Annotated in this window: 19 protein-coding genes; 11 read left to right on the forward strand and 8 right to left on the reverse strand. The window is 58.3% G+C overall.

Annotation, left to right across the window (positions count from 1 at the left end; all coding sequences use genetic code 11):
* Positions 1 to 27: 27 nt before the first annotated feature.
* From ABFT80_RS20280 to ABFT80_RS20315, 8 genes are all read left to right on the forward strand, one after another.
* Complete coding sequence (locus ABFT80_RS20280; protein ID WP_347973763.1) at positions 28 to 1494, forward strand: protein adenylyltransferase SelO; 1467 nt, start codon at positions 28 to 30, stop codon at positions 1492 to 1494.
* Positions 1495 to 1743: 249 nt separating this feature from the next.
* Complete coding sequence (locus ABFT80_RS20285) at positions 1744 to 2943, forward strand: ABC transporter substrate-binding protein (RefSeq protein WP_347973764.1); 1200 nt, start codon at positions 1744 to 1746, stop codon at positions 2941 to 2943.
* 75 nt (positions 2944 to 3018) lie between these two features.
* On the forward strand, positions 3019 to 3885 hold the full coding sequence (locus ABFT80_RS20290; protein WP_347973765.1) for a branched-chain amino acid ABC transporter permease: 867 nt from the start codon (positions 3019 to 3021) through the stop codon (positions 3883 to 3885).
* A 4-nt stretch (positions 3886 to 3889) separates the two neighbouring features.
* Entirely contained in the window at positions 3890 to 4861 is a 972-nt protein-coding gene (locus ABFT80_RS20295; RefSeq protein WP_347973766.1) for a branched-chain amino acid ABC transporter permease, read from the forward strand.
* 4 nt (positions 4862 to 4865) lie between these two features.
* Entirely contained in the window at positions 4866 to 5645 is a 780-nt protein-coding gene (locus ABFT80_RS20300; RefSeq protein WP_347973767.1) for an ABC transporter ATP-binding protein, read from the forward strand.
* A gap of 2 nt (positions 5646 to 5647) precedes the next feature.
* Positions 5648 to 6370, forward strand: coding sequence for an ABC transporter ATP-binding protein (locus tag ABFT80_RS20305; RefSeq protein WP_347973768.1), 723 nt, complete (start codon positions 5648 to 5650; stop codon positions 6368 to 6370).
* A 71-nt stretch (positions 6371 to 6441) separates the two neighbouring features.
* Positions 6442 to 7200 carry an aspartate/glutamate racemase family protein gene (locus ABFT80_RS20310; RefSeq protein WP_347973861.1) on the forward strand — a complete coding sequence of 253 codons (759 nt, stop codon included), beginning with the start codon at positions 6442 to 6444 and terminating at the stop codon, positions 7198 to 7200.
* A gap of 136 nt (positions 7201 to 7336) precedes the next feature.
* The gene (locus ABFT80_RS20315) at positions 7337 to 8041 is read left to right on the forward strand and encodes a GntR family transcriptional regulator (protein WP_347973769.1); all 705 of its coding nucleotides are present in this window, start codon (positions 7337 to 7339) and stop codon (positions 8039 to 8041) included.
* Between the two features lie 12 nt (positions 8042 to 8053).
* Here the strand turns inward: ABFT80_RS20315 and ABFT80_RS20320 are convergent, their stop codons facing one another.
* The 5 genes from ABFT80_RS20320 to ABFT80_RS20340 form a co-directional block, all read right to left on the reverse strand.
* Positions 8054 to 9586 carry a tripartite tricarboxylate transporter permease gene (locus ABFT80_RS20320; protein ID WP_347973770.1) on the reverse strand — a complete coding sequence of 511 codons (1533 nt, stop codon included), beginning with the start codon at positions 9584 to 9586 and terminating at the stop codon, positions 8054 to 8056.
* Positions 9586 to 10035 carry a tripartite tricarboxylate transporter TctB family protein gene (locus ABFT80_RS20325; protein WP_347973771.1) on the reverse strand — a complete coding sequence of 150 codons (450 nt, stop codon included), beginning with the start codon at positions 10033 to 10035 and terminating at the stop codon, positions 9586 to 9588. The genes ABFT80_RS20320 and ABFT80_RS20325 overlap by 1 nt, the downstream gene beginning before the upstream one ends.
* A 77-nt stretch (positions 10036 to 10112) precedes the next feature.
* Positions 10113 to 11081, reverse strand: coding sequence for a tripartite tricarboxylate transporter substrate-binding protein (locus tag ABFT80_RS20330; RefSeq protein WP_347973772.1), 969 nt, complete (start codon positions 11079 to 11081; stop codon positions 10113 to 10115).
* A gap of 275 nt (positions 11082 to 11356) precedes the next feature.
* Entirely contained in the window at positions 11357 to 12709 is a 1353-nt protein-coding gene (locus ABFT80_RS20335; protein ID WP_347973773.1) for a sigma-54-dependent transcriptional regulator, read from the reverse strand.
* Positions 12706 to 14553, reverse strand: coding sequence for a sensor histidine kinase (locus ABFT80_RS20340; RefSeq protein ID WP_347973774.1), 1848 nt, complete (start codon positions 14551 to 14553; stop codon positions 12706 to 12708). Before ABFT80_RS20340 ends, ABFT80_RS20335 begins: the two co-directional genes overlap by 4 nt.
* Before the next feature lie 207 nt (positions 14554 to 14760).
* Between ABFT80_RS20340 and ABFT80_RS20345 the strand changes: the two genes are divergently transcribed.
* The 3 genes from ABFT80_RS20345 to ABFT80_RS20355 are packed head-to-tail and all read left to right on the forward strand — an operon-like array spanning position 14761 to position 16483.
* Positions 14761 to 15357, forward strand: coding sequence for a hypothetical protein (locus tag ABFT80_RS20345; protein ID WP_347973775.1), 597 nt, complete (start codon positions 14761 to 14763; stop codon positions 15355 to 15357).
* Positions 15354 to 15944 carry a hypothetical protein gene (locus ABFT80_RS20350; protein ID WP_347973776.1) on the forward strand — a complete coding sequence of 197 codons (591 nt, stop codon included), beginning with the start codon at positions 15354 to 15356 and terminating at the stop codon, positions 15942 to 15944. Before ABFT80_RS20345 ends, ABFT80_RS20350 begins: the two co-directional genes overlap by 4 nt.
* Entirely contained in the window at positions 15941 to 16483 is a 543-nt protein-coding gene (locus ABFT80_RS20355) for a hypothetical protein (RefSeq protein WP_347973777.1), read from the forward strand. The genes ABFT80_RS20350 and ABFT80_RS20355 overlap by 4 nt, the downstream gene beginning before the upstream one ends.
* Here the strand turns inward: ABFT80_RS20355 and ABFT80_RS20360 are convergent.
* From ABFT80_RS20360 to ABFT80_RS20370, 3 genes are read right to left on the reverse strand one after another with little or no spacing between them, the layout of a single operon-like run.
* Positions 16476 to 17750 (reverse strand): hypothetical protein, encoded by a 1275-nt coding sequence (locus ABFT80_RS20360; protein ID WP_347973778.1) that lies wholly within the window; start codon positions 17748 to 17750, stop codon positions 16476 to 16478. The genes ABFT80_RS20355 and ABFT80_RS20360 overlap by 8 nt on opposite strands.
* Positions 17751 to 17798: 48 nt before the next feature.
* Positions 17799 to 18911 carry a mandelate racemase/muconate lactonizing enzyme family protein gene (locus ABFT80_RS20365; protein WP_347973779.1) on the reverse strand — a complete coding sequence of 371 codons (1113 nt, stop codon included), beginning with the start codon at positions 18909 to 18911 and terminating at the stop codon, positions 17799 to 17801.
* Positions 18912 to 18938: 27 nt separating this feature from the next.
* A complete protein-coding gene (locus ABFT80_RS20370; protein WP_347973780.1) occupies positions 18939 to 19622 on the reverse strand; it encodes a GntR family transcriptional regulator in 684 nt (227 codons plus the stop codon).
* Positions 19623 to 19625: the final 3 nt, after the last annotated feature.

Genomic DNA, 19625 nt, shown 5'->3' on the forward strand with positions numbered 1-19625 from the left:
ACAACACCAGCCAGGAAATTTGAAACGTTGCAAGAGAAAGCGGCTGCGGCGCCATTGTTTGAAAACAGCTACGTGCAGCTTCCCGATCGGTTCTTTGCTCGAATGGAATCCAACCCCGTTTCGGCCCCCAGAATCATCCGTATCAATCGGCCTTTGGCATCAGAACTCAATCTGGACCCTGATTGGCTGGAAAGCCGCGCAGGGATCGAAATGCTGGCCGGAAACGAATTCCCGGATGGCGCGGCGCCGATCGCCCTTGCCTATGCCGGCCACCAATTCGGCGGCTTCGTCCCGCAACTCGGCGACGGACGTGCATTGCTGATCGGCGAGGTGATCGACGCTCAGGGAATTCGGCGCGATATCCAGCTCAAGGGATCCGGCCCGACCCGGTTTTCTCGTCACGCCGACGGGCGCGCAGCGCTCGGTCCGGTGCTTCGCGAATATATAGTCAGCGAAGCCATGGCAGCACTTGGCATACCCACAACCCGGACGCTCGCGGCGGTTCTGACCGGCGATCCGGTGTTTCGGGAAACGCGCTTGCCAGGCGCGATCCTGACGCGAGTGGCCGCAAGCCATGTGCGCATCGGCACATTTCAATATTTCGCGGCCCGCGGCGATACCGATGGCCTAAAAGCGCTTTCGGAATATGTAATCAACCGTCACTTCCCCAAGATCGCGAAGCACGATCAGCCTTATCTCGCACTGCTTGAGGCAGTCATTTCCGGCCAGGCCGAATTGGTGGCACGCTGGATGCTGGTCGGCTTCATTCATGGTGTCATGAATACCGACAACATGACCATTTCCGGCGAGACCATCGACTATGGGCCATGCGCCTTCATGGATGCATACGATCCGGCCACCGTGTTCAGCTCGATCGATAGTCAGGGCCGGTATTCCTATGCGAACCAGCCCCGTATTGCCGTCTGGAACCTGGCGCGGCTTGCCGAAACGCTTCTGCCGCTTCTTCATGAAGACGGGGATGAAGCGGTCAGGATTGCCGAGAGATCGCTCAAGAAATTCCAGTCCTTATATGAGGCAAATTTCCATCGTGGATTGCGCCGAAAGCTAGGGCTGTTCAGCGAAGAAGAGGGCGATATCGCGCTCATAGCCGATCTGTTCGAGATCATGGCGCGCAACAGGGCCGATTACACGCTGACCTTCAGAGGCCTGGCCGATAAGGACGATACGCGCCTGCTTTTCGCCGATCCGGAATCGTTCGACGACTGGCACGCGCGATGGCAGCAACGATTTGCACGGGAAACCGATCACGGCGCGAGCCGTCAGGTCATGTTGTCGACCAACCCAAAATACATTCCCCGAAACCATCGCGTCGAAGCGGTCATCAAGGCTGCGGTAGAAGCGTCGGATTTTCGATTGTTCGAAGAGCTGCTGACGGTGGTCGGCAGCCCCTTCGAAGAGCAGCCGGACATGGCCCGCTATTCGCTCCCGCCCGAAGGATATGAGCGCGTTCTTCAGACTTTTTGTGGAACGTAGACCAAGCGAAAACCACTGCATTTCTGTCATTTGATGGCCGGCGAACCCTAGGACGGCATCCATCAACTGCGCCCGGAATTTGTCCCGCACCCGCCAGCGGTGGGCGAGGTATAAATTCGGGCTCGCCATTATTGTATACAAAATGAAAGATAAATGTTGACATTATTGTATTTTCCCATTCCCCTAGCGTCATCCGCGCAGCCACAGAGCATGACCACACAAGCGCGATAACAAAAAAAGGGGAACGACATGATCACCAGACGCACGACCATCAAGACAATGGCGTTCAGCGCCGTTTCGGCCTTGGCCATCGCCGCATTCCTTTCACCTTCGGCAGCCCAGAACAAGGAATTGAAGATCGGCTTCGTCGGCGTTACCAGCGGCCCGGCGGCAGCCTGGGGCACCTCTAACGTTCGTTCGATGCAGGCACGCGCCGACTGGATCAATGAGACCGGTGGCGTTAAAATCGGTGACTCGACCTACAATATCAACATCGTCACTTTCGACGACCAGAAGGACCCCAAGCGCGCAATCGCCGGCATGGAAAAGATGGCGCAGGAGGGCATCCACTATGTCGTCGGCCCTAATGTCGATGACGGCGCGGCAGCGGTACGGCCAGTGGCCGAGTCCAAGGGCATCATCTATTTCCCCTACGCCTTCCCGAAGGAGCTGTATGTGGCGCCAGCCTCGAATGCAGTGCTCGGAATGATCGCCAATTATCAGTCGGGTCCGGCGATCTACAAATATCTGATGGAAAACAAGGGTGTTAAGACAATCGCCTTCGTCGCGGCGAACGAATCCGACCCGCTCAGCCAGCGTGATGGCGGTGTCGAAGCTGCAAAGGCGCTCGGACTGGAAATCCTTGCCGACAAAGACACCTATCAGAACGACACACGCGATTTCACGCCTGTCATGACGCCGATCGTCAAGCTGAAGCCCGACCTGCTGGTTCTCTCAGGCGTCGCGCCTGCCAACGCACCGCTGCTCATCCGCGCGGCGCGCGAACTCGGCTATGAAGGTCTGATCTCCACGGAAACTGCGCAAGACGCGACGGTTCTTCAGGAGGGTGCCGGTGAACTCGCAAACGGCTTCATCTCGGTCGGCGGCGCTTCGACGCCCGAAATTCGCTCCCCGTTGATGGACGAATTTATCGACCGCTACACGAAGATGTTCGGCGAATACAATGACGAGTCGAACACCAAGGTCTATGCGCTCGAATATATCCTCGAGACATTGAAGGCTAACCCGGCCGCAATCGACAATGTCGATGAATACAAGAAGACCATGGAAACGTTCTCCGCCCCCAATCCTTATCTCAAGGACGAGAGCACGCTGAAATATATCGGTGCGACCTCGTTCGGCCAGAAGCGGCAGATTTCAGTGCCTATGGTGGTGACCGAGTTCAAGGACGGTGCCTTCGAGACACTTTTCGTCGGCGAAGTCGACTAACAAAATAATCGGCTTTCACGCTTCAACGAGGCTTGGGTTTTGTGCCCAAGCCTCCCGCTGACCGGAATCTGTCCCATGGAACAGGTAATTGCCAACGGGCTCTATCTCGGAGCTCAATACGCCCTCATAGCACTCGGCCTGACGCTGATCTTCGCGCTGATGAACGTGCTCAACTTCGCTCATGGCCAGATGTATGTGATCGGCGGCTTCGTCACCTACACGATCTACGGCCAGCTCGGCCTGCCCTTCGCGGTGGCTCTTGTCTGTTCGGGTCTGACGCTGGCCGTGGTCGGGGCATTGATCGAAAAGTATCTTTTTCGAACCGTCATCAGACGCAGCGTGCGCGAGGAAAGTACGATGCTGCTGGCGGCAGCCATCGCCTTCTTCCTCGACGCGGTGATCCTGCTCCTGTTCGGTGAGAAGCAGCGCGGCGTGCCTAAAATCATCAACGGCGTCTTTGTCTCGGACGGTCTGGTCATGCCTTATGACCGCATGGTCGTTGGCGTTCTCGCGATCCTGATGATCGCCGGATTCGTGCTTTACATGCAATATAGCAAGCCCGGCCGCGCCATGCGGGCAATGGCGCAGGATCGCGTCGCAGCCCAGCTCATGGGTGTGAATGTCAATCGCTACTCGATGATCGGTTTTGCGCTTGGCGCGATGCTGGCAGGAATCGTCGGCGGGCTTCTGGTCACGATAACCGGCGTCAATTCCGGCATCGGCGGCCCGATCTCGATCAAGGCCTTCCTGATGGTGATGATCGGCGGCGCAGGTGTCGTCGGAGGTGCCATCGCTGGCGGCTTCATTCTCGGCATGATGGAATCGGTCGGACTGACCGTGCTGCGTGAATATGGCGACGTCACCTATCTCGTGATCTTCGCGCTCCTGATGATCTTCCTCAGCATCCGCCCCAACGGGCTGATGGGCAAGCCGTGGGGTTGAGATCATGACACGCACAATGCAAATCTCGGCTGTTGTCTTCCTGCTCAGCCTGCTCATCGTGGTACCCGCCCTGATCGGCGTGACCGGACGCAACGACCTCTACTACACGCTGACTTCGGTGGCGCTGCTCAGCATCATCAGCGCTGGCGTCTGGATCACCTTCTACATCGGCCGCATCAATATCGGCCAAGGCGCCTATGCGCTGACAGGTGGGTATGTTTCCGCCGTTCTCGTCAGCACCTATGGTGTCTCCTTCTGGCTGACACTGCCACTGGCCGGGCTTTTCTGCGCAGCGGCCAGCATTCTGATCGGCGTGCCTATCCTGAGACTGCGTGGCGTCTACTTCGCCATGGTTACGCTGACACTTACCGAAGTCGCACGGCTTCTTGCGCTTGCTTTGCCGATCACCAACGGCGCAAAGGGCATCGTCAGCATTCCGCTGCCAGGGGCAATCAGCATATTCGGCATTACGCTGGTGCCGGATTTCGCAACTCTGGAAAACCCGCGGCTTGCCTTCTACATCGTCGCCGTCCTGCTCATGGCACTGTGTTTTGCCAGTCTCTACCGGCTGAAGAATTCGCGCATCGGGCAATTGTGCCAATCCTTGCAGCAAAATGAGGAGTTGGCGTCGTCGATCGGCGTGAACATTGCCCATCTGCGGGTCATCGCCTATGCGCTGTCCTCTTTCCTTGGCGGTGTCGGCGGTGCGATGTTCGCCTCGATCTCGCAGTCGATCTATCCGTCGAGCTTCACGGTCGCCGATTCAGTCAACTTCATGCTGAACTGCTTCCTCGGCGGTCTGAGCTATGTGATAGGACCGCTTCTGGGAACATTTACGCTTTATTTCGGCTGGGACCTTCTCTTCCAGACCGGCCGGTTCCAGCTTCTCATCTTCTCATCGATCCTGATCTTGCTGATGCTGGTCTTGCCCAATGGCATATTGAGCCTCGCCGTGCCTTCGCGAAAGAAGGTGTGAGGCGATGAACAATATTCTCGAAGTATCGGGCGTATCCAAGCGCTTCGGCGGGCTGGTCGCGGTCAACAATGTAAGCTTCTCCGTCGGCGACCGGGAAATCTTGTCGGTCATCGGTCCGAACGGTGCCGGTAAATCGACACTGTTCAAGCTGATCTCCTCTTTCCTCACGCCAAGTGAAGGCGAGGTGCGGTTCAAGGGCGAGCGCATTTCGGGCCTCGCGCCCCATATCGCGGCACGCAAAGGCGTGGTGCGGACATTCCAGGAAACCACGATCTTCAAGGGGATGACGGTGCGTGACAACATCATCACCGCCCACCATCTGCGATCGCGCGCCAGCCTTGCCGGCTTCTATTTCGGCACGGCGACAGCCCGCAAGGACCAGGAGGAATTCAGCCGCTCGGCTGATGAAATCCTCGACTTTCTCGGGCTGGGTTCGCTTGGCAACGAGATCGCCAGTAACCTGCCGCATGGCCATTTGCGCGCGCTCGGCATCGCCATCGGATTGGCCACAAACCCGGCGATCCTGCTGCTGGACGAGCCTTTCGCAGGCATGAACCACGACGAAACCAGGCGAGCCGTCGAAATCGTTCGGAAGGTGCGGGAGCGCGGTGTCACCGTGCTTCTGGTGGAACACGACATGCCGGCGGTCATGAACATTTCCGACCGGATCGTCGTGCTCAATTTCGGCCAGAAGATCGCCGAAGGCACGCCTGCCGAAATTCAGGAGAACCCCAAAGTCATCGAGGCCTATCTCGGTGCCGAAGACGAATCGATCGGATTGTAGCCATGGAACCCCTGCTCAAATTCGACGATGTCGAGCTCTACTATGACCATGTCTACGCGCTGAAGGGCGTGTCCCTGGAGGTGAACGAAGGCGAGACCGTCGCTCTTATCGGCGCCAATGGCGCGGGAAAGTCCTCTATTCTGCGTGCTATCACCGGCTTGCGGAAGGTCAAGAAGGGGGAGATCCACTTTCGCGGCAAGCGCATCGATGGCACTGCACCCGACGAGATCGTGCGGATGGGCATCTCAATGGTGCCGGAAGGCCGGCGGGTCTTCCCTTATATGACGGTGAAGGACAATCTCCTGATGGGCGCGTTCACGCGCACCGACAAAGCGGAGATCAGCCGAAGCATCGACATGATACTCACCCGCTTTCCGCGTCTGAAAGAACGTTACACCCAACAGGCCGGTACGATGAGCGGCGGCGAGCAGCAGATGCTGGTGATTGGACGCGCGCTGATGGCACGGCCGCGACTGCTTCTGCTGGACGAGCCCTCGCTCGGTGTGGCGCCCAAGCTCGTCCAGGACATCGCCCGCTCTATCGTTGCCATCAACCGCGACGAAAAGGTCAGCGTACTGCTCGTGGAGCAGAACTCGCGGATGGCGCTGCGCATCTCGCAACGCGCCTACGCGCTGACCACGGGCAAGGTGGCTTTAAACGGTGATTCCGCAGCGCTTCTGACCGACGAACGGGTCAAGCGCCTATATCTCGGCGGCGAGGTTTAGCCGCCGCCATCGACTTCGAAGGAGAAAGGGTAATGCCTGATCCCTTCTCAGAAAGAGACGTCAGGAAAACTATGCGCATTCTGGTCATAAACCCAAACACCACGGAATCCATGACCGCCAAGATCGGCCGCGCAGCGGCTCTCGTCGCTGCCCCCGGCACTGAAATCGTCGCCGTGAATCCGCAGGATGGTCCGCCAAGCATCGAGGGCTATTTCGATGAGGTATTCGCGATACCGGGCATAATCGGCGAAATGCAACGCGCACCGGCTATGGATGCTTATATCATCGCCTGTTTCGACGACACCGGTCTGGACGCCGCGCGCTGTGCGACCGACGCACCCGTGATCGGGATTGGCGAGGCTGCCTTCCACCTGGCAACCTTGCTTGCCGGAAAGTTCAGTGTCGTCACCACTCTCGCCCGCTCGGTTCCGGCGATAGAACACAATCTCGCGAAATACGGACTCGGCTCCCGCTGCGCCCGCGTCAGGGCATCGGATGTCGCGGTGCTTGATCTCGAACGGCCGGAATCCGACGCCCGCCACAAGATCTCACAGGAGATCGCTCGCGCCATTCTTCATGACAGGGCAGAGGCCATCGTGCTCGGCTGCGCCGGCATGGCGGACCTCGCCGCCGATCTTTCGCGCGAACACGGCGTCCCTGTTCTGGACGGGGTGGCCTGTGCGGTAAAACTGGCTGAAGCCATGTCGGGAATCGGACTGCGAACCTCCAAGGTCGGTGGCTATGCCTCGCCGCTTCCCAAGCGTTTCGCTGGCCACTATGGACCACTTTCACCCACCGGCGGCGCGACGATTGAGGTTCCGGCCGTTTGAAGGCGGCAATCGCGCCATCGCGCGGGATTGACCGCAGCGCAAACGATGTGAGATTTCATGGGAACTCGGTGCGAAACGCTGCAAGCACCCGAGTTCGATGAACCGACAGGCGAAAGGTTCGCCAGGAACGATGTTTATGTTGTCCGCACTTCGGCTGGAAGATGACGATGAAAGGCCGACCGCCCGCTGGTCTCCGGTGTTCGAGAGCCTGAGGGATGCAATCGTCGGCCATAAGCTGGCACCGGGCACGAAACTGCCCGAAGACGAACTCGCGTCCATTTATTCGGTCAGCCGCACCGTCATCCGCGCCGCATTGCAGGCACTGGCACATGACCGTCTGGTCCGGCTTGAACCCAACCGTGGCGCTTTCGTCGCCCAACCGTCCAAAAAAGAAGCACGAGAGGTTTTCGAGGCGCGGGCGCTGATCGAGCCGAAGGTGGCCGCCCTTGCCGCCAATGCTGCCAAGCCCGAAGACATCGCGCTGTTGAGACGTCACCTCGAAAAGGAACATGAGGCGCTGCATGCGGGACGCGACAGCGAAGCAATCCTTCTATCGGCCCGCTTTCATGTCGGCATCGCAGAGATCGCCGACCATTCCATCCTGACCGATTTCGTTCGCGATCTCGTTTCGCATTCCTCGCTCATCATCGCGCTTTACTGGAAGCGACGCGACACGACATGCGAGAGTCATGCCCATCATGCGCTCATCGATGCGATCGAAGCCGGCCGCGCTGCAGAAGCGGCCGAACTGATGAAGAGTCATATGGTCGATCTTCTCTCCGGCCTCGATCTTTCACGCGGTGAAAATGTGCCCGAAAAGCTCGCAGACATCCTCCGTTAGACAAGCGCTCGGTTATAAAGCCGTCTCCGTAGCCACCTCGGATTCCTCTGCTCGTCCCTTTTTGCGCTGCTTCATTGCCGACCAGAAGCCCCAGATCAGCAGGATGGCGGTCAGCCCCATCACCGTCGCACTGATCGGACGATCGATGAAAGTTGCGAAGTCACCACGCGACAGTAGCATTGCCCGCCGGAAATGCTCCTCCATCAACGGCCCCAGAACGAAGCCCAGAAGCAGCGGTGCCGCCGGAAAGTCGAAGATACGCATCGCATAGCCGACAAACCCGAAGAAAACGACGAGCCAGACTTCGAAGGCACTGTTGTTGACCGAATAGGTTCCGATGCAGATGAACATAAGGACCGCCGGAAACAGCAGGTGATAGGGGATCATCAGCAGCCGGACCCACACGCCGATCAGCGGCACATTCAGGATCACCAGCATCAGATTGCCGATCCAGAAGCTCATGATCAGTCCCCAGAACAGCGACGGCTGATCCGTGATGAGTGTAGGTCCCGGCGCAATGCCGTGGATCATCAACGCACCGAGCATCAGCGCCATAGTGGGGCTGCCCGGAATACCCAGTGACAGTGTGGGAATGAACGATGTCTGGTCGGCGGAATTATTGGCCGATTCCGGCCCCATAATCCCCTCGATTGCACCTTTTCCGAAGCGTTTCGGCTCTTTTGCGACGCGTTTTTCGACGGCATAAGCCATGAAAGCCGCAACTGACGGTCCCGTACCCGGCAGCGTTCCGAAGAACGCGCCGATCGAAGAGCCGCGCAGCATGGGAAACCACGAGCGCTTCACGTCGTCCTTCGTCGGCTTCATCGCCTTGAACTTGACGCTTTCGGGATCGATATCGCCGACATTGACGTTGCGCACCGAGGCAATAACCTCCGACACGCCGAATACGCCCATGGCCAGCGCCACGAGGTTGATGGCGTCGGTCAACTCCAGAACGCCGAAAGAGAAACGCGGCGTTCCGGTGTAGATGTCCGAGCCGACCGTGCCGAACATGATGCCAAGCACGACCATGGCCAGGCCCTTGATTGCCGAGCCGTCCGAAATGGTCGATGCGGCGACGAGGCCGAGCACCATCAGTGCGAAATACTCCGCCGAGCCGAAGCTCAGCGCATAATTGGCGATGACCGGCGAAAAGAGCATCAAAAGGACGATGCCGATGGAGCCGCCGACGAAAGAGGCGACCGTCGTCATCAAAAGTGCGACGCCGCCGCGCCCTTGCCGCGCCATGGGGTAGCCGTCGAGACACGTCACCGCATTGGCAGGCGTTCCGGGAATGTTGAGCAGGATCGAGGCGGTGTTGCCGCCATAGGATGTGCCGTACCAGATACCGGCCAGCATGATCAGCGCTGTCGTCGGATCGAGATAGAAAGTCAGCGGAAACAGCATCGATATCGCCGACAAAACGCCAATACCGGGAATGACACCGATCAGCGTGCCGAGAAACACGCCAAGGAAGCAGTAGAACAGATTGTTCAGCGAAAGCGCCGTATCGAGGCCGATCGCGATATTGGAGAAAATATCCATCAGAATGGCCACCTGAACATTGCGATCGGCAGTCCGAGGCCGACACGGAAAACCAGCCAGGCTATAACGCAAAGGCTGACGCTGAGAATGGCGAGGCTTATCGGACGTACCTTCAATTCGGCAAAGGAAGAGATGACGACGACCGCCAGCACGGCGGGCATGAGTCCAAATGGCCGGATAAGCATCGCGAATCCAGCAACGCCGATGAGCACGAAGATCGGCGTCCATATCCTGACGACAGGCATGTCACCGCGCCGGAAAAAAGCAGGGACGGCCATGATCGCGCCGAAGCAGGCGAGCACCAGGCCAAGCGCGGTCGGGAACATGCCGGGACCCATCCGCCGTGGCGTGCCAAGCTCATAATATGTCGATGCGTACCATGAGAAGAAAAGCCCGACGATCACAAGCAGCAAGCCGCCGACGATATCCTTGTAGTCCCGAGAAAGCATCGGCGACCCCACTCCGTTTCAGATCAACGACGATGCCGCCCGCATCCTTTGACGTAGGCGGCAGGTGTGACTGTTCGTCAGTTGGCGTAGACGCCTGCTTCCTCAATGATCGGACGCCAGAGCGCGATCTCGCCTTCGACCTTTGCCTTCAGCGCCGCAGGCGTTGCATCCTCACTCGGAGAAGGTGCCGTGCCCAGATCGGCAAAGCGTTCGGCAACCATCTCGTCCTTCAGTGCCACCTGCAATGACTGGCTCAGCCGCTCGACCACTTCGTCCGGTGTTCCGGAAGGCGCATAAAGTCCATGCCAGATGCTGACGTTGAAATCGTTCAGACCGGCTTCCGAAGCCGTGGGCAGATCGGGCAGGCTCGCGATACGCTCAGGCACGGTCACGGCATAGGCTTTCACCGAGCCGTCGCGGATCTGGTTGGTCGTATTGGTCGTCTGGTCGCAGAGAAGATCGACCTGCCCGCCCATCAGATCCGTCATCGCCGGGCCGGTTCCCTGATAGGGAATGGTCGTCATCTGCGTTTGCAGCGCATTCATGAAAAGTAGACCGCACAGATGCGAAGCCGCGCCGATACCGGCATTGGCATACATGACATCTTCGCCATTTTCGCGAACATAGGCCAGCAAATCCTGGAACGTATCGACTTCCAGATCAGCGCGCCCGACGATCGCCATCGGCACTTCCGTTACCAGGCCGACATAGGAAAAATCCTCCAACGGATTGTAGGGAAGCTGGCGATAGAGCGTCGCAGATGTCGCCATGCCGATATGATGCAGCAGCAGGGTGTAACCGTCCTTGTCAGCCTTCGCGACGCGTCCCGCGCCGAGCGTGCCGCCAGCACCACCGACATTTTCGACCACGATCTGCTGGCCGAGATCCTTGCTCATGGCCTGCGCGACAAGGCGCGTCACAGTGTCGGTCGGGCCGCCTGCGGTAAAAGGAACGATGATGGTGATGGGCTGTGTCGGGTAGGATTGCGCCGACGCCGTGCCTACCATGGCCGCGAATGCAGCCGCCATAATCATTGTCTTTTTCATATGCTGTTCCTCCCGAAAAATATTCATTACCGCCCGGTTTGAGGCCGGGGCTTGCGTCAGGTTCTGGTATCGGGAGGAGAAGACGCGCGGCGAAACCGCAAAGCCGGGTTCCTCCCAAAACCGACATGACGCGCGCAGTCAGGCAGCCGGTCAGAGGAAGATGCAACCCGGGCCAGGTCGATTGTTTTGGGATTGATCGAGTTTCAGGTCGCTGGATGGGTGGATTCGGTAACATAAGCTTGTAAGCGCGGGTGGAAATCCACCCATCCGCTTGCTCAGTCGTCATCGGCGAGGGCGAAATGCTGACGGTCCAATCCGTATTTCTGCATTTTTTCGTAGAGCGATTTCCGCGACAGCCCCAGCGACTCATAGACTGGTTTAAGGCTTCCGCGCTGCGCGGCAAGTTCGTTGACGATCACTCTTTTTTCGAATTCAGCGACGCGCTCGGCAAGGCGCGTCGGCTGCGGTGAAGTCGTACGCGCATCATCGAACTGTAATCCCAGACCAAGCCCGAAACGATCCGCCGCATTGCGCAATTCGCGCACATTGCCGGGCCAGTCGCGTTCCGCGATAGCCGAAATCACCTGCGGCGGCACCGGAACGGGCTCGCGGCGGTGACGCACCGCGGCCTCGTTCACCAGCTTCAAAAACAGAAGCGGGATATCCTCGCGCCGGGCAGACAGCGGCAGAACGTTGAGGGTCACGACATTCAGCCGATAAAGCAGATCGGCCCGGAAGCGACCGGCGGCCACCTCATCTTCCAGATTGACCTTGCTGGTGGCCATGAACCGCACATCGAGTGGATAAGCTTCGTTGGAGCCCAGCCTGGTGATCGTTCGTTCCTGAATGACCCGTAGCAATTTGGCCTGAACATCCAGCGGCATGGTACCGATCTCGTCCAGCAGGATGGTGCCGCCCTGCGCCAGTTCGAACTTTCCAAAACGCGCGCGCATAGCGCCGGGAAACGCTCCGGCCTCATGCCCGAAAAGCTCGCTTTCAATCAGATTGCTGGGCAATGCCGCGCAGTTGATCGCGATGAATGGCTTGTCGGCGCGAGTGCTGAGATCGTGAAGCGCGCGCGCCGTCACCTCCTTGCCGGTCCCGGTTTCGCCAACGATCAGAACGTCCGCATCTGTCGGTCCCACAGCGCGGACGCGGTAGCGCAAATCGATCATCGCGCCGGTTCGGCCGATGAGGCGTTGTTCGAGATCGTCGCGCTGACCCGCCGCCGCGCGAAGCAGCCGGTTCTCCAGAACAAGTTGCCGCCGATCCAGTGCCCTTGCCGCAATGTCGGCTACATGGCTGACCGAGAATGGCTTCTCGATGAAATCATATGCACCTTCGCGCATGGTTCTCACCGCGAGCTGTACGTCGCCATGGCCGGTAATCAGGATGACGGGAATGTCGGCATCCAGCTCATGAATGCGCGACATCAGCGTCACGCCGTCCATTCCCGGCATGCGTATATCGGTAATGACGATGCCATTGAATCCGAAGCCTACCAGATCAAGCGCACGTTCCGCGCCGGTGAACTGGCGAACCCGATAACCGGCAAGATCGAGCCCAAGCGCGGTCGCCTCGCGCATTTCCTCCTCGTCGTCGATCAGCAGAATTTCGCCCGGGCTCATGACGTCGTTTCCAAGTTCACATCTTTTATCACCGCATCTTTAGCGGCAGCATTCAGCTCGATCAGGAATTCCGCACCACCCTCGGCAAGGTTGGAAACCGTCAGGCTGCCATCGAAATCCTTGATGATGTTATAGGAGATCGACAGGCCCAAGCCCAAGCCCTTACCGATGCCTTTGGTGGTGAAGAAAGGGTCGAATATTCGCGCCGCGATCGCCTTCGGTATACCTGGTCCATTGTCGCGTACGGCAATTATCACGTGTTCCCCCTCTCTTCGCCCGCTAATGCCGATGAAACGCTCGGCCTGGCCCTCGACGGCGTCTGCTGCATTCGCGACAATATTGACCAGAACCTGCTGCAAGCGCACCGGACCGGCCATCAGCCAGATAGGTTCGGTGCCGAGATCGACCGTCAATTCCACATCCGCTGCCAGCAGCCGAACCCCGACGATCTCCTGCATATCCCGCACGATTTCATCGAGCCGCACCGCCTGCAGTTTTGCGTTGGGCTTGCGAGCGAAATTACGCAGATGGCGGCTGATCGATGCCATGCGTTCGACCAGTCCGGTTATCCGTCCGATATAGACGCCCGCATCTGCGATACGGCCGCGCTCGATCAGAACTGCCGCATTGTCCGCATGCGCACGGACGGTGGCCAGCGGCTGATTGAACTCGTGAGACAATGCCGCCGACATCTGCCCCAGCGCCGCGAGCTTGCCTGCCTGCACCAGATCGGCCTGTGTCTTGCGCAATTGACGTTCCGTTGCGCGGCGTTCCTCGACTTCCTGTCCCAGTCGCTGGTTGACGGCGGCGAGATCCGCCGTCCGCTCTACGACCCGTCGCTCGAGCTGTTCCTTCGCCTCGCGCTGTGCCGCCAGTCGCGCTCTGCTTTGCAGATAAACAGCAGTGGCCATCGCAGCCAGCCCGACGAGCAAAAGCAGAGCGACAATGGTCATCATCGCCTGTGAGCGTGCCGACGCGGTGTCGAGCAGAACCCTCACCGTCCAACCTGCCTCCGGCATCGGTTCCACAACGGTCAGATACTCCGCGTTGTCTCCCCCATTCTGGATCGCGAGCAAATCGTAGCGCTCCGCCGTAACGGTCAGCTTGACGGGCAGCTCGCGAAGTTCGGTTTCGGCATAGCGCCGCGTTTCGGCTGTTCTTGCCAAGCGATCTTCCGTCAGCGGCTCGACACTGGTGAACAGCCAATCCGCTCGGCCCGACATGAAAACGATGCCTTCAGGATCGGTCACGAGTATCTCGTAATCCGTCCCGTGCCATGTCTGTTCAATGGCATCGACATCGACCTTGAAAGCTACCACACCCGAAATGCCGGCACTTGTCCGGATCGGGGCGCTAAAATAATAGCCGCGCTTGAAGGAGGTGGTGCCAAGCGCGAAAAAGCGCCCCTCGCCGCCGGTGATCGCATCCTGAAAATATGGCCTGTAGCTGAAATTCTCGCCGATGAAAGGCGTCTTCTCATCGAAGTTGGAAGCGGCGATCGTGTTTCCGTCCGGCGTCATGATGTAGATGTCGGAGGATTTCAGAAGCACGTTTATCCACTTCAAATACTGGTTGGCAGCGTCGACGCGTGTCTGATCGCCGGGATTGCTGACGAGATCTTTGATCTGCTCATGATCGGCGATCAGCTCCGGTAGGTTTTCATAACGCGCAAGCTGGCCGCGCAAAGCCGAAACCGCCAGACCGAGCGTATTGTCGCCCCGTCCCGCCGCCTGTTCCATATAGATCGCCGTCATGTGGCTCGTGCCGAAATAAGCAATCGCTCCCGAAAGCGTCGCCGCAACGACACCAAGAATGATCCAGTAACGGCGCGAGACGGATTTCATATTGCGAGCTTCCCCTCCCAAGGACCACCGGACAGGTGCCTGTTTAAAGTGACAACCCGTATTCAATCAATTTCATGAATCGCCGCATCGGGACAGGTTCGCAGCGACGTCTCAGCGCGTGTTTCACACTATAACAAAATTTGACTGCAACAATCAGGCGTTGAATTCAGCTTACGTTATTGTGTGATGCCGGAGCATACAGGACTCATGACCGACGCTCGACAAACCACATTGCGACAGCGCTTCTTCGCTCTTGCCATTGCCGGTATTGGCGCTACAGCCGCCTTGGCGCTTTCCTTTGTCATGGCTGTTTACGAAGCAGCCAACCCTGAAACCGTTCCCGTCATTGCGGCCGGCGAGCCGATAGACACCGGTCGCTGGATCGTCACGGTTCATGGCGCACGGGCTGGAAACACCTTACCCACAGGTATCGCAACTCGTGAGCCGAAGACATTCATTACCGTCGAATTCGATCTCAACAACCAATCGGCTGCGACCAGCAATGTGTTCCCGAAATTTCTCTCCATCGATCCGCCGATCCCCGATTCCGGAAACCCGACGGTCTATCTGGCGCGGGATGGATCGATCGGAAGCGGCCTTAACCCGGACATGCCGGAGCGCATGATCGCCGCATGGGAGTGGCCATCCGATCTCGATCCGCCGCGCGAATTGCGGTTTCTGGTTGGCGGTCAGCTCTACAAGCGTCGTGACAATCTGTATGGCGCGTCGGGCTGGTTCGATCGTGATCCGGTTGCAGCGGTAGAGATCGTCGTCTCCCGGGAGGTAGGGGAGGCTGTCAGATGAGCAGTATGAAGAGACTTGCCGGGCTCATCATTACCGCAGCTCTGCTCTATGCAATGCAAATCACGACGCCTCTCTATAGTGAGATCACCGCGCCCGTTCCGATTCCGGGCAAACGCGGTACAAAAGTAGATACGAGTTCCTTCACCATCGGAATCGCCAAAGTTCATTTAACACGGTCGATCGTCACGACATCTTTCGGTCGCAACCACACGCACACGACCTCCGGCGTATGGGTAATCGTTGAGGGTGCTGCGGTCGCAAAGTTTGAGAGCCTCAGCCTGACCTCCGCCCAATGGTTGGGACATAACGGCATACGATATGCACTTAGCCAACGCTTGCACACCATACCGGGCATGCTGGGAACGGAGCGATTGGAGCCTGGTATTCCCAGGCCGGTTCTGATGGCATTCGAAATCCCGGAGAGCCAGCTCATCGACGGAAAACTGCTGATCGCACGTTCTGCCCTGACGCCACTCGGCGACGAAGCCCGGATCGAGATGACGGATATACAGGCGGACGATATTCGGCCTGCCATCGCGCTGGGCAGAGGCAATCGGGTGCTGCCATGGGTGCTGGAGGCAGAATGATGGCGGCAATCGCTTTTTCAGGCGAGCGTAGACGTTATTGGCTCAGTCTGGCAGCATTGATAATCATCCTGCCGTCGGCGATCCTAATACATTCCGGTGGCAATCTTCTGGAATGGTGGCGACAAAGCACGCACGAACCCATAGTTGTCGAAAGAGGCGCCGCACAAAATTTCGCCGGAGCAAACTGGCGGCTTACAGCGCTGACGCGCCTGCCCGGCGGAATCCCCGGCACGGCCGTGATCCTTGCTGAGTTCGAAGCAACAGTCGATGACCCGGCGCAGTTGCAAAGCGTCGGCATCTGCGAAGTCGGTCTCGTCGATAATCAGGACCGGCGTTGGGAGCCGTTGTTCCTCACGGAACAGGTGGTACGCAGAACGAAACCGGAAGCAGCGGACAAGCCTCGCTGCGGTAGTTTCGAGAACACCGACAGGAATACCGTGAGGATGGCCGAGAGCTTTGTCGTGCCGGAAGACGCCAAGGAGCTTTCGCTATCAGCGACTTTTCAAGGAACACTCCCAAAGTACCTGCTGTTCAGGTAGCTGGCGCGTTTTCCTGTTCGCGCGCTTTTCGCGAAGTCCTCATGGCCACCGCATATTCGAGAATCGCCGCCAGCAGCGCAATGCGTACGGCGCCGAAAAGAAGGCCGCCATCCAGATCGCTTGGACTGCCGATAAGGATATCCAAAATCCCAGCGATCGCTTGCCAGGTCGTGAGATCGTAAGGACCGAGCAGGCGGGTAGTGCCATACCAAAGCCAGGCGCTCAGCCAGTTGAGCGCACGGTAGACGACGACAAAAGTAAGCAATGTCGCAAGCCCGGTGCCGAGCGTCAGCGTGAGGCAGTCCCAGACGGGCCTGTAGCGGGCACGATAACCGCCCAGGAAATGTGCGATGAAATCACGCAACCATTTCCGCCAGGTCACCGCGCCTGAGGTCATCGCGGGTCCGCGTGCAGACGTCGCCGACAGCTCGTAGCCATTGATGATCGCAGCGATGACCAGCCACACGAGAGGCAGCAGCGCATAGAAGAAGAATCTCTGCACCTGCCCGAACAGTTCTGGCTGACGGAACTCGACAGGAATGAAGCCTTCTGCCGCAAAAGCCGCCATCGACAGTGACGCGCCTATTCCGGCATCGATATCGCCAGTGAACAAAGTCTCCCCGAGCCAGACAATCAATTCGTCCTTCCACGCACTGAGTGCGTAAAGGCCGATGAAGATCCAACTTGTATCCGCCGCCACGATCAAAAATCGCCAGCCAGGCCCGTGCGAACGGTCGTTCATACGTTTGGCGATCCAGCGAACAGCCCAGCAGAGAAGAATGGAAGCAACCAGGCCGCGTGAATTCAGGAGTTCGAATATTTGAAGTCTCTCGCCCAGTTGCACGCGGTCAAGCGCCAGGCGTGAATATTCCCGCACCGTATCACCGAGAAAACCCCACGCCGCGTAGTAGGCGAAAAAGGGCAGGATCACCGCCGCCGTAACGGCAAGCATCCGGTCGCCATCCCTGCGCCAGCCGCCGCCTGTCGTGGAACCGGGCGCTTCATGACGTAAAGAAGCCAGCGCTGGCAAGCCAGAACGAAGCGCTGCGAACATCATCACGACAACCAGCAGTTTCGACAGCACCACCAGCGAAAGCACGACCATGCCTCCAAGTGGATGTTGCAATCCTACGGTGACCGCCGCGATCAAGAGCAGATCGCGCGCGATGTATCCGACGCAGCCTATGAGCAAGAGCTGAGGCCAGAAGCGTCCCAGAAGACCGGCCATCAATCCGAGCGGCCGGACGATATCCTGGATCGTGTTCATGGCTGAATATTAGGCCATAGACTCACAGGCACGCAACCATAGCCATACCTAGATATTGACTTTGAACTCGGCGATCAGCCCATCTTTCGGTTTAAGTCCGGTGCCGGGTTTCGAGGACGGCGCGAGAAAACCGTCTATCGGCTGCGGCACTTCCTCGAATATGGCATTGTAAGCCATCCATTTGTGGAAATGATATTCGACGATTGTTCCGTTCATCAGCCCTGCCTGAAGGGCTACATTGTGCGGGCCAGCGCCATTGCCGTGGCCTATCGGCTTGTTGAAAGCTTTCGCAAGCGCCGCGATGCGAAGGGCGCCCGTATAGCCGCCATCGTTGTTTACATTGGGTTGCACCACGTCGATGCAATCGGCAATCAGAAGATCACGCATCGAATATTTGTGATTTTCCGCAGCGCCGATCGGTATGATCGTGTGCGCTTTGAGATCCTGCATGATCCGCGGATCGTTATCGATGGCAGGCTCTTCGAAAAGACTGATGTCGAGTTCTTCGACCATTTCGCAAAGCCGCTTGCACTGAACAGCGTTCATCCGTGCGTTGGCGTCCATTGCCAGTTTCACATTGGGACCAACAGCTTCGCGCATCGCTGCCATGCGATGGTAATCGTCATCCGGGTCCGGGATTTCCTGACGGCCAACCGTATTCTTCAGATAGTTGTTGCCAAGGCTGACAAGATGCGCGGCCTCCGCCGCCAGTTCCTCACGACTGTAGACCGGAGCCCCTCCATAAGCAGCGCCGTGGGTGATGTAGACCGGAATCTTTTCGAACGCGCCACCCAGAAGCCTGTGAACCGACTGTCCGCAAGCCTGCCCTTTGATATCCCACAAGGCGATATCGACGGCGGACACAGCGGCCACCATACTGCGACCGAGGTCGCGCTGGGCGAAGATGAATTTCTTCCAGAGCTTGTAGGCGATTTTCTCGATGCAGATCGGGTCCTCGCCGATCAGCTCAGGCGCCAAGTACCGATTGATGAAAGTCGTGGTCGATGGATGCAGGTAACCGCCCATCCCCCATCCGACGATCCCGTCATCCGTCTCGATTTCGATCAGGATCGTTTGCTCTACATTTGGCAGGTCCCGGAATGGTGGCGGGGTGATCGGAATGTTTGCGACAAAATGGGCTTCGATCCGGGCAATCTTCATTACAGTTCAATCTCCCTAAAAATGATGTCAGGCCGAACCGGCGGACACGTGCAAGACGGTCGCGAGGTGCTGGCGATAGAGTTCAAGCGCACTGCGATTGTGGTCAGTCATCGCAGCTTCTGCGCGGACCGGATCACCGGATTCGATGGCATCGAGAATTGCGAGGTGTTCGGCTACGCGTTGCTCGGCGCGCTCGGCGATTTCGGCCAGCATGTAGCGATAGCGGTCCATTGCGAGATAGAGATCGCGCAAGATTGCCTGCACATGCTCAAGACCGCTTAACTGTGCGATCTCCATATGAAAATTGAGACCAAGAGAATGAATATCCTCCGGACTGACCAGACCCCGCGGATCAAGTTGAGCGGCAATAAGCCGGGCACGCCGCGTGTCGATTTCTCCCTTTGCCACGCGTTCCGCGGCGCGCGCCGCTACAAGGCCTTCCAATCTCTGGCGGATCGCCGTCAGCTCTTCAATTTCGTCGAAGCGCAAAGGCGAAACATAGATCGAGCGATTGCGGCTCTTTGTTACGAGCCGTGCTGTCTCCAGTCTTTGGAGGGCGGAACGCAGCGGTGTGCGGCTGACGCCAAGGTCGGCGGCAAGCTGCTCTTCCGTTATCCTGCTTCCGGCCGGAAGCTCGCCCGTTACGATCCGGCGCACCAACTGATTGAACACCCAATCAGGAACGGACGATCTGGTATTTTCTGATGTCATCGA

Origin of the sequence: Foliimonas ilicis (assembly GCF_039939195.1) — a bacterium.
Lineage (GTDB): Bacteria > Pseudomonadota > Alphaproteobacteria > Rhizobiales > Rhizobiaceae > Foliimonas > Foliimonas ilicis.

What these genes read in the sequence shown, in the direction of transcription:
- ABFT80_RS20285 (WP_347973764.1), top strand. Translation starts at nt 1,744, where the DNA reads ATGATCACCAGACGCACGACCATCAAGACAATGGCGTTCAGCGCCGTT.
- ABFT80_RS20290 (WP_347973765.1), top strand. Translation starts at nt 3,019, where the DNA reads ATGGAACAGGTAATTGCCAACGGGCTCTATCTCGGAGCTCAATACGCC.
- ABFT80_RS20295 (WP_347973766.1), top strand. Translation starts at nt 3,890, where the DNA reads ATGACACGCACAATGCAAATCTCGGCTGTTGTCTTCCTGCTCAGCCTG.
- ABFT80_RS20300 (WP_347973767.1), top strand. Translation starts at nt 4,866, where the DNA reads ATGAACAATATTCTCGAAGTATCGGGCGTATCCAAGCGCTTCGGCGGG.
- ABFT80_RS20305 (WP_347973768.1), top strand. Translation starts at nt 5,648, where the DNA reads ATGGAACCCCTGCTCAAATTCGACGATGTCGAGCTCTACTATGACCAT.
- ABFT80_RS20310 (WP_347973861.1), top strand. Translation starts at nt 6,442, where the DNA reads ATGCGCATTCTGGTCATAAACCCAAACACCACGGAATCCATGACCGCC.
- ABFT80_RS20315 (WP_347973769.1), top strand. Translation starts at nt 7,337, where the DNA reads ATGTTGTCCGCACTTCGGCTGGAAGATGACGATGAAAGGCCGACCGCC.
- ABFT80_RS20320 (WP_347973770.1), bottom strand. Translation starts at nt 9,586, where the DNA reads ATGGATATTTTCTCCAATATCGCGATCGGCCTCGATACGGCGCTTTCG.
- ABFT80_RS20325 (WP_347973771.1), bottom strand. Translation starts at nt 10,035, where the DNA reads ATGCTTTCTCGGGACTACAAGGATATCGTCGGCGGCTTGCTGCTTGTG.
- ABFT80_RS20330 (WP_347973772.1), bottom strand. Translation starts at nt 11,081, where the DNA reads ATGAAAAAGACAATGATTATGGCGGCTGCATTCGCGGCCATGGTAGGC.
- ABFT80_RS20335 (WP_347973773.1), bottom strand. Translation starts at nt 12,709, where the DNA reads ATGAGCCCGGGCGAAATTCTGCTGATCGACGACGAGGAGGAAATGCGC.
- ABFT80_RS20340 (WP_347973774.1), bottom strand. Translation starts at nt 14,553, where the DNA reads ATGAAATCCGTCTCGCGCCGTTACTGGATCATTCTTGGTGTCGTTGCG.
- ABFT80_RS20345 (WP_347973775.1), top strand. Translation starts at nt 14,761, where the DNA reads ATGACCGACGCTCGACAAACCACATTGCGACAGCGCTTCTTCGCTCTT.
- ABFT80_RS20350 (WP_347973776.1), top strand. Translation starts at nt 15,354, where the DNA reads ATGAGCAGTATGAAGAGACTTGCCGGGCTCATCATTACCGCAGCTCTG.
- ABFT80_RS20355 (WP_347973777.1), top strand. Translation starts at nt 15,941, where the DNA reads ATGATGGCGGCAATCGCTTTTTCAGGCGAGCGTAGACGTTATTGGCTC.
- ABFT80_RS20360 (WP_347973778.1), bottom strand. Translation starts at nt 17,750, where the DNA reads ATGAACACGATCCAGGATATCGTCCGGCCGCTCGGATTGATGGCCGGT.
- ABFT80_RS20365 (WP_347973779.1), bottom strand. Translation starts at nt 18,911, where the DNA reads ATGAAGATTGCCCGGATCGAAGCCCATTTTGTCGCAAACATTCCGATC.
- ABFT80_RS20370 (WP_347973780.1), bottom strand. Translation starts at nt 19,622, where the DNA reads ATGACATCAGAAAATACCAGATCGTCCGTTCCTGATTGGGTGTTCAAT.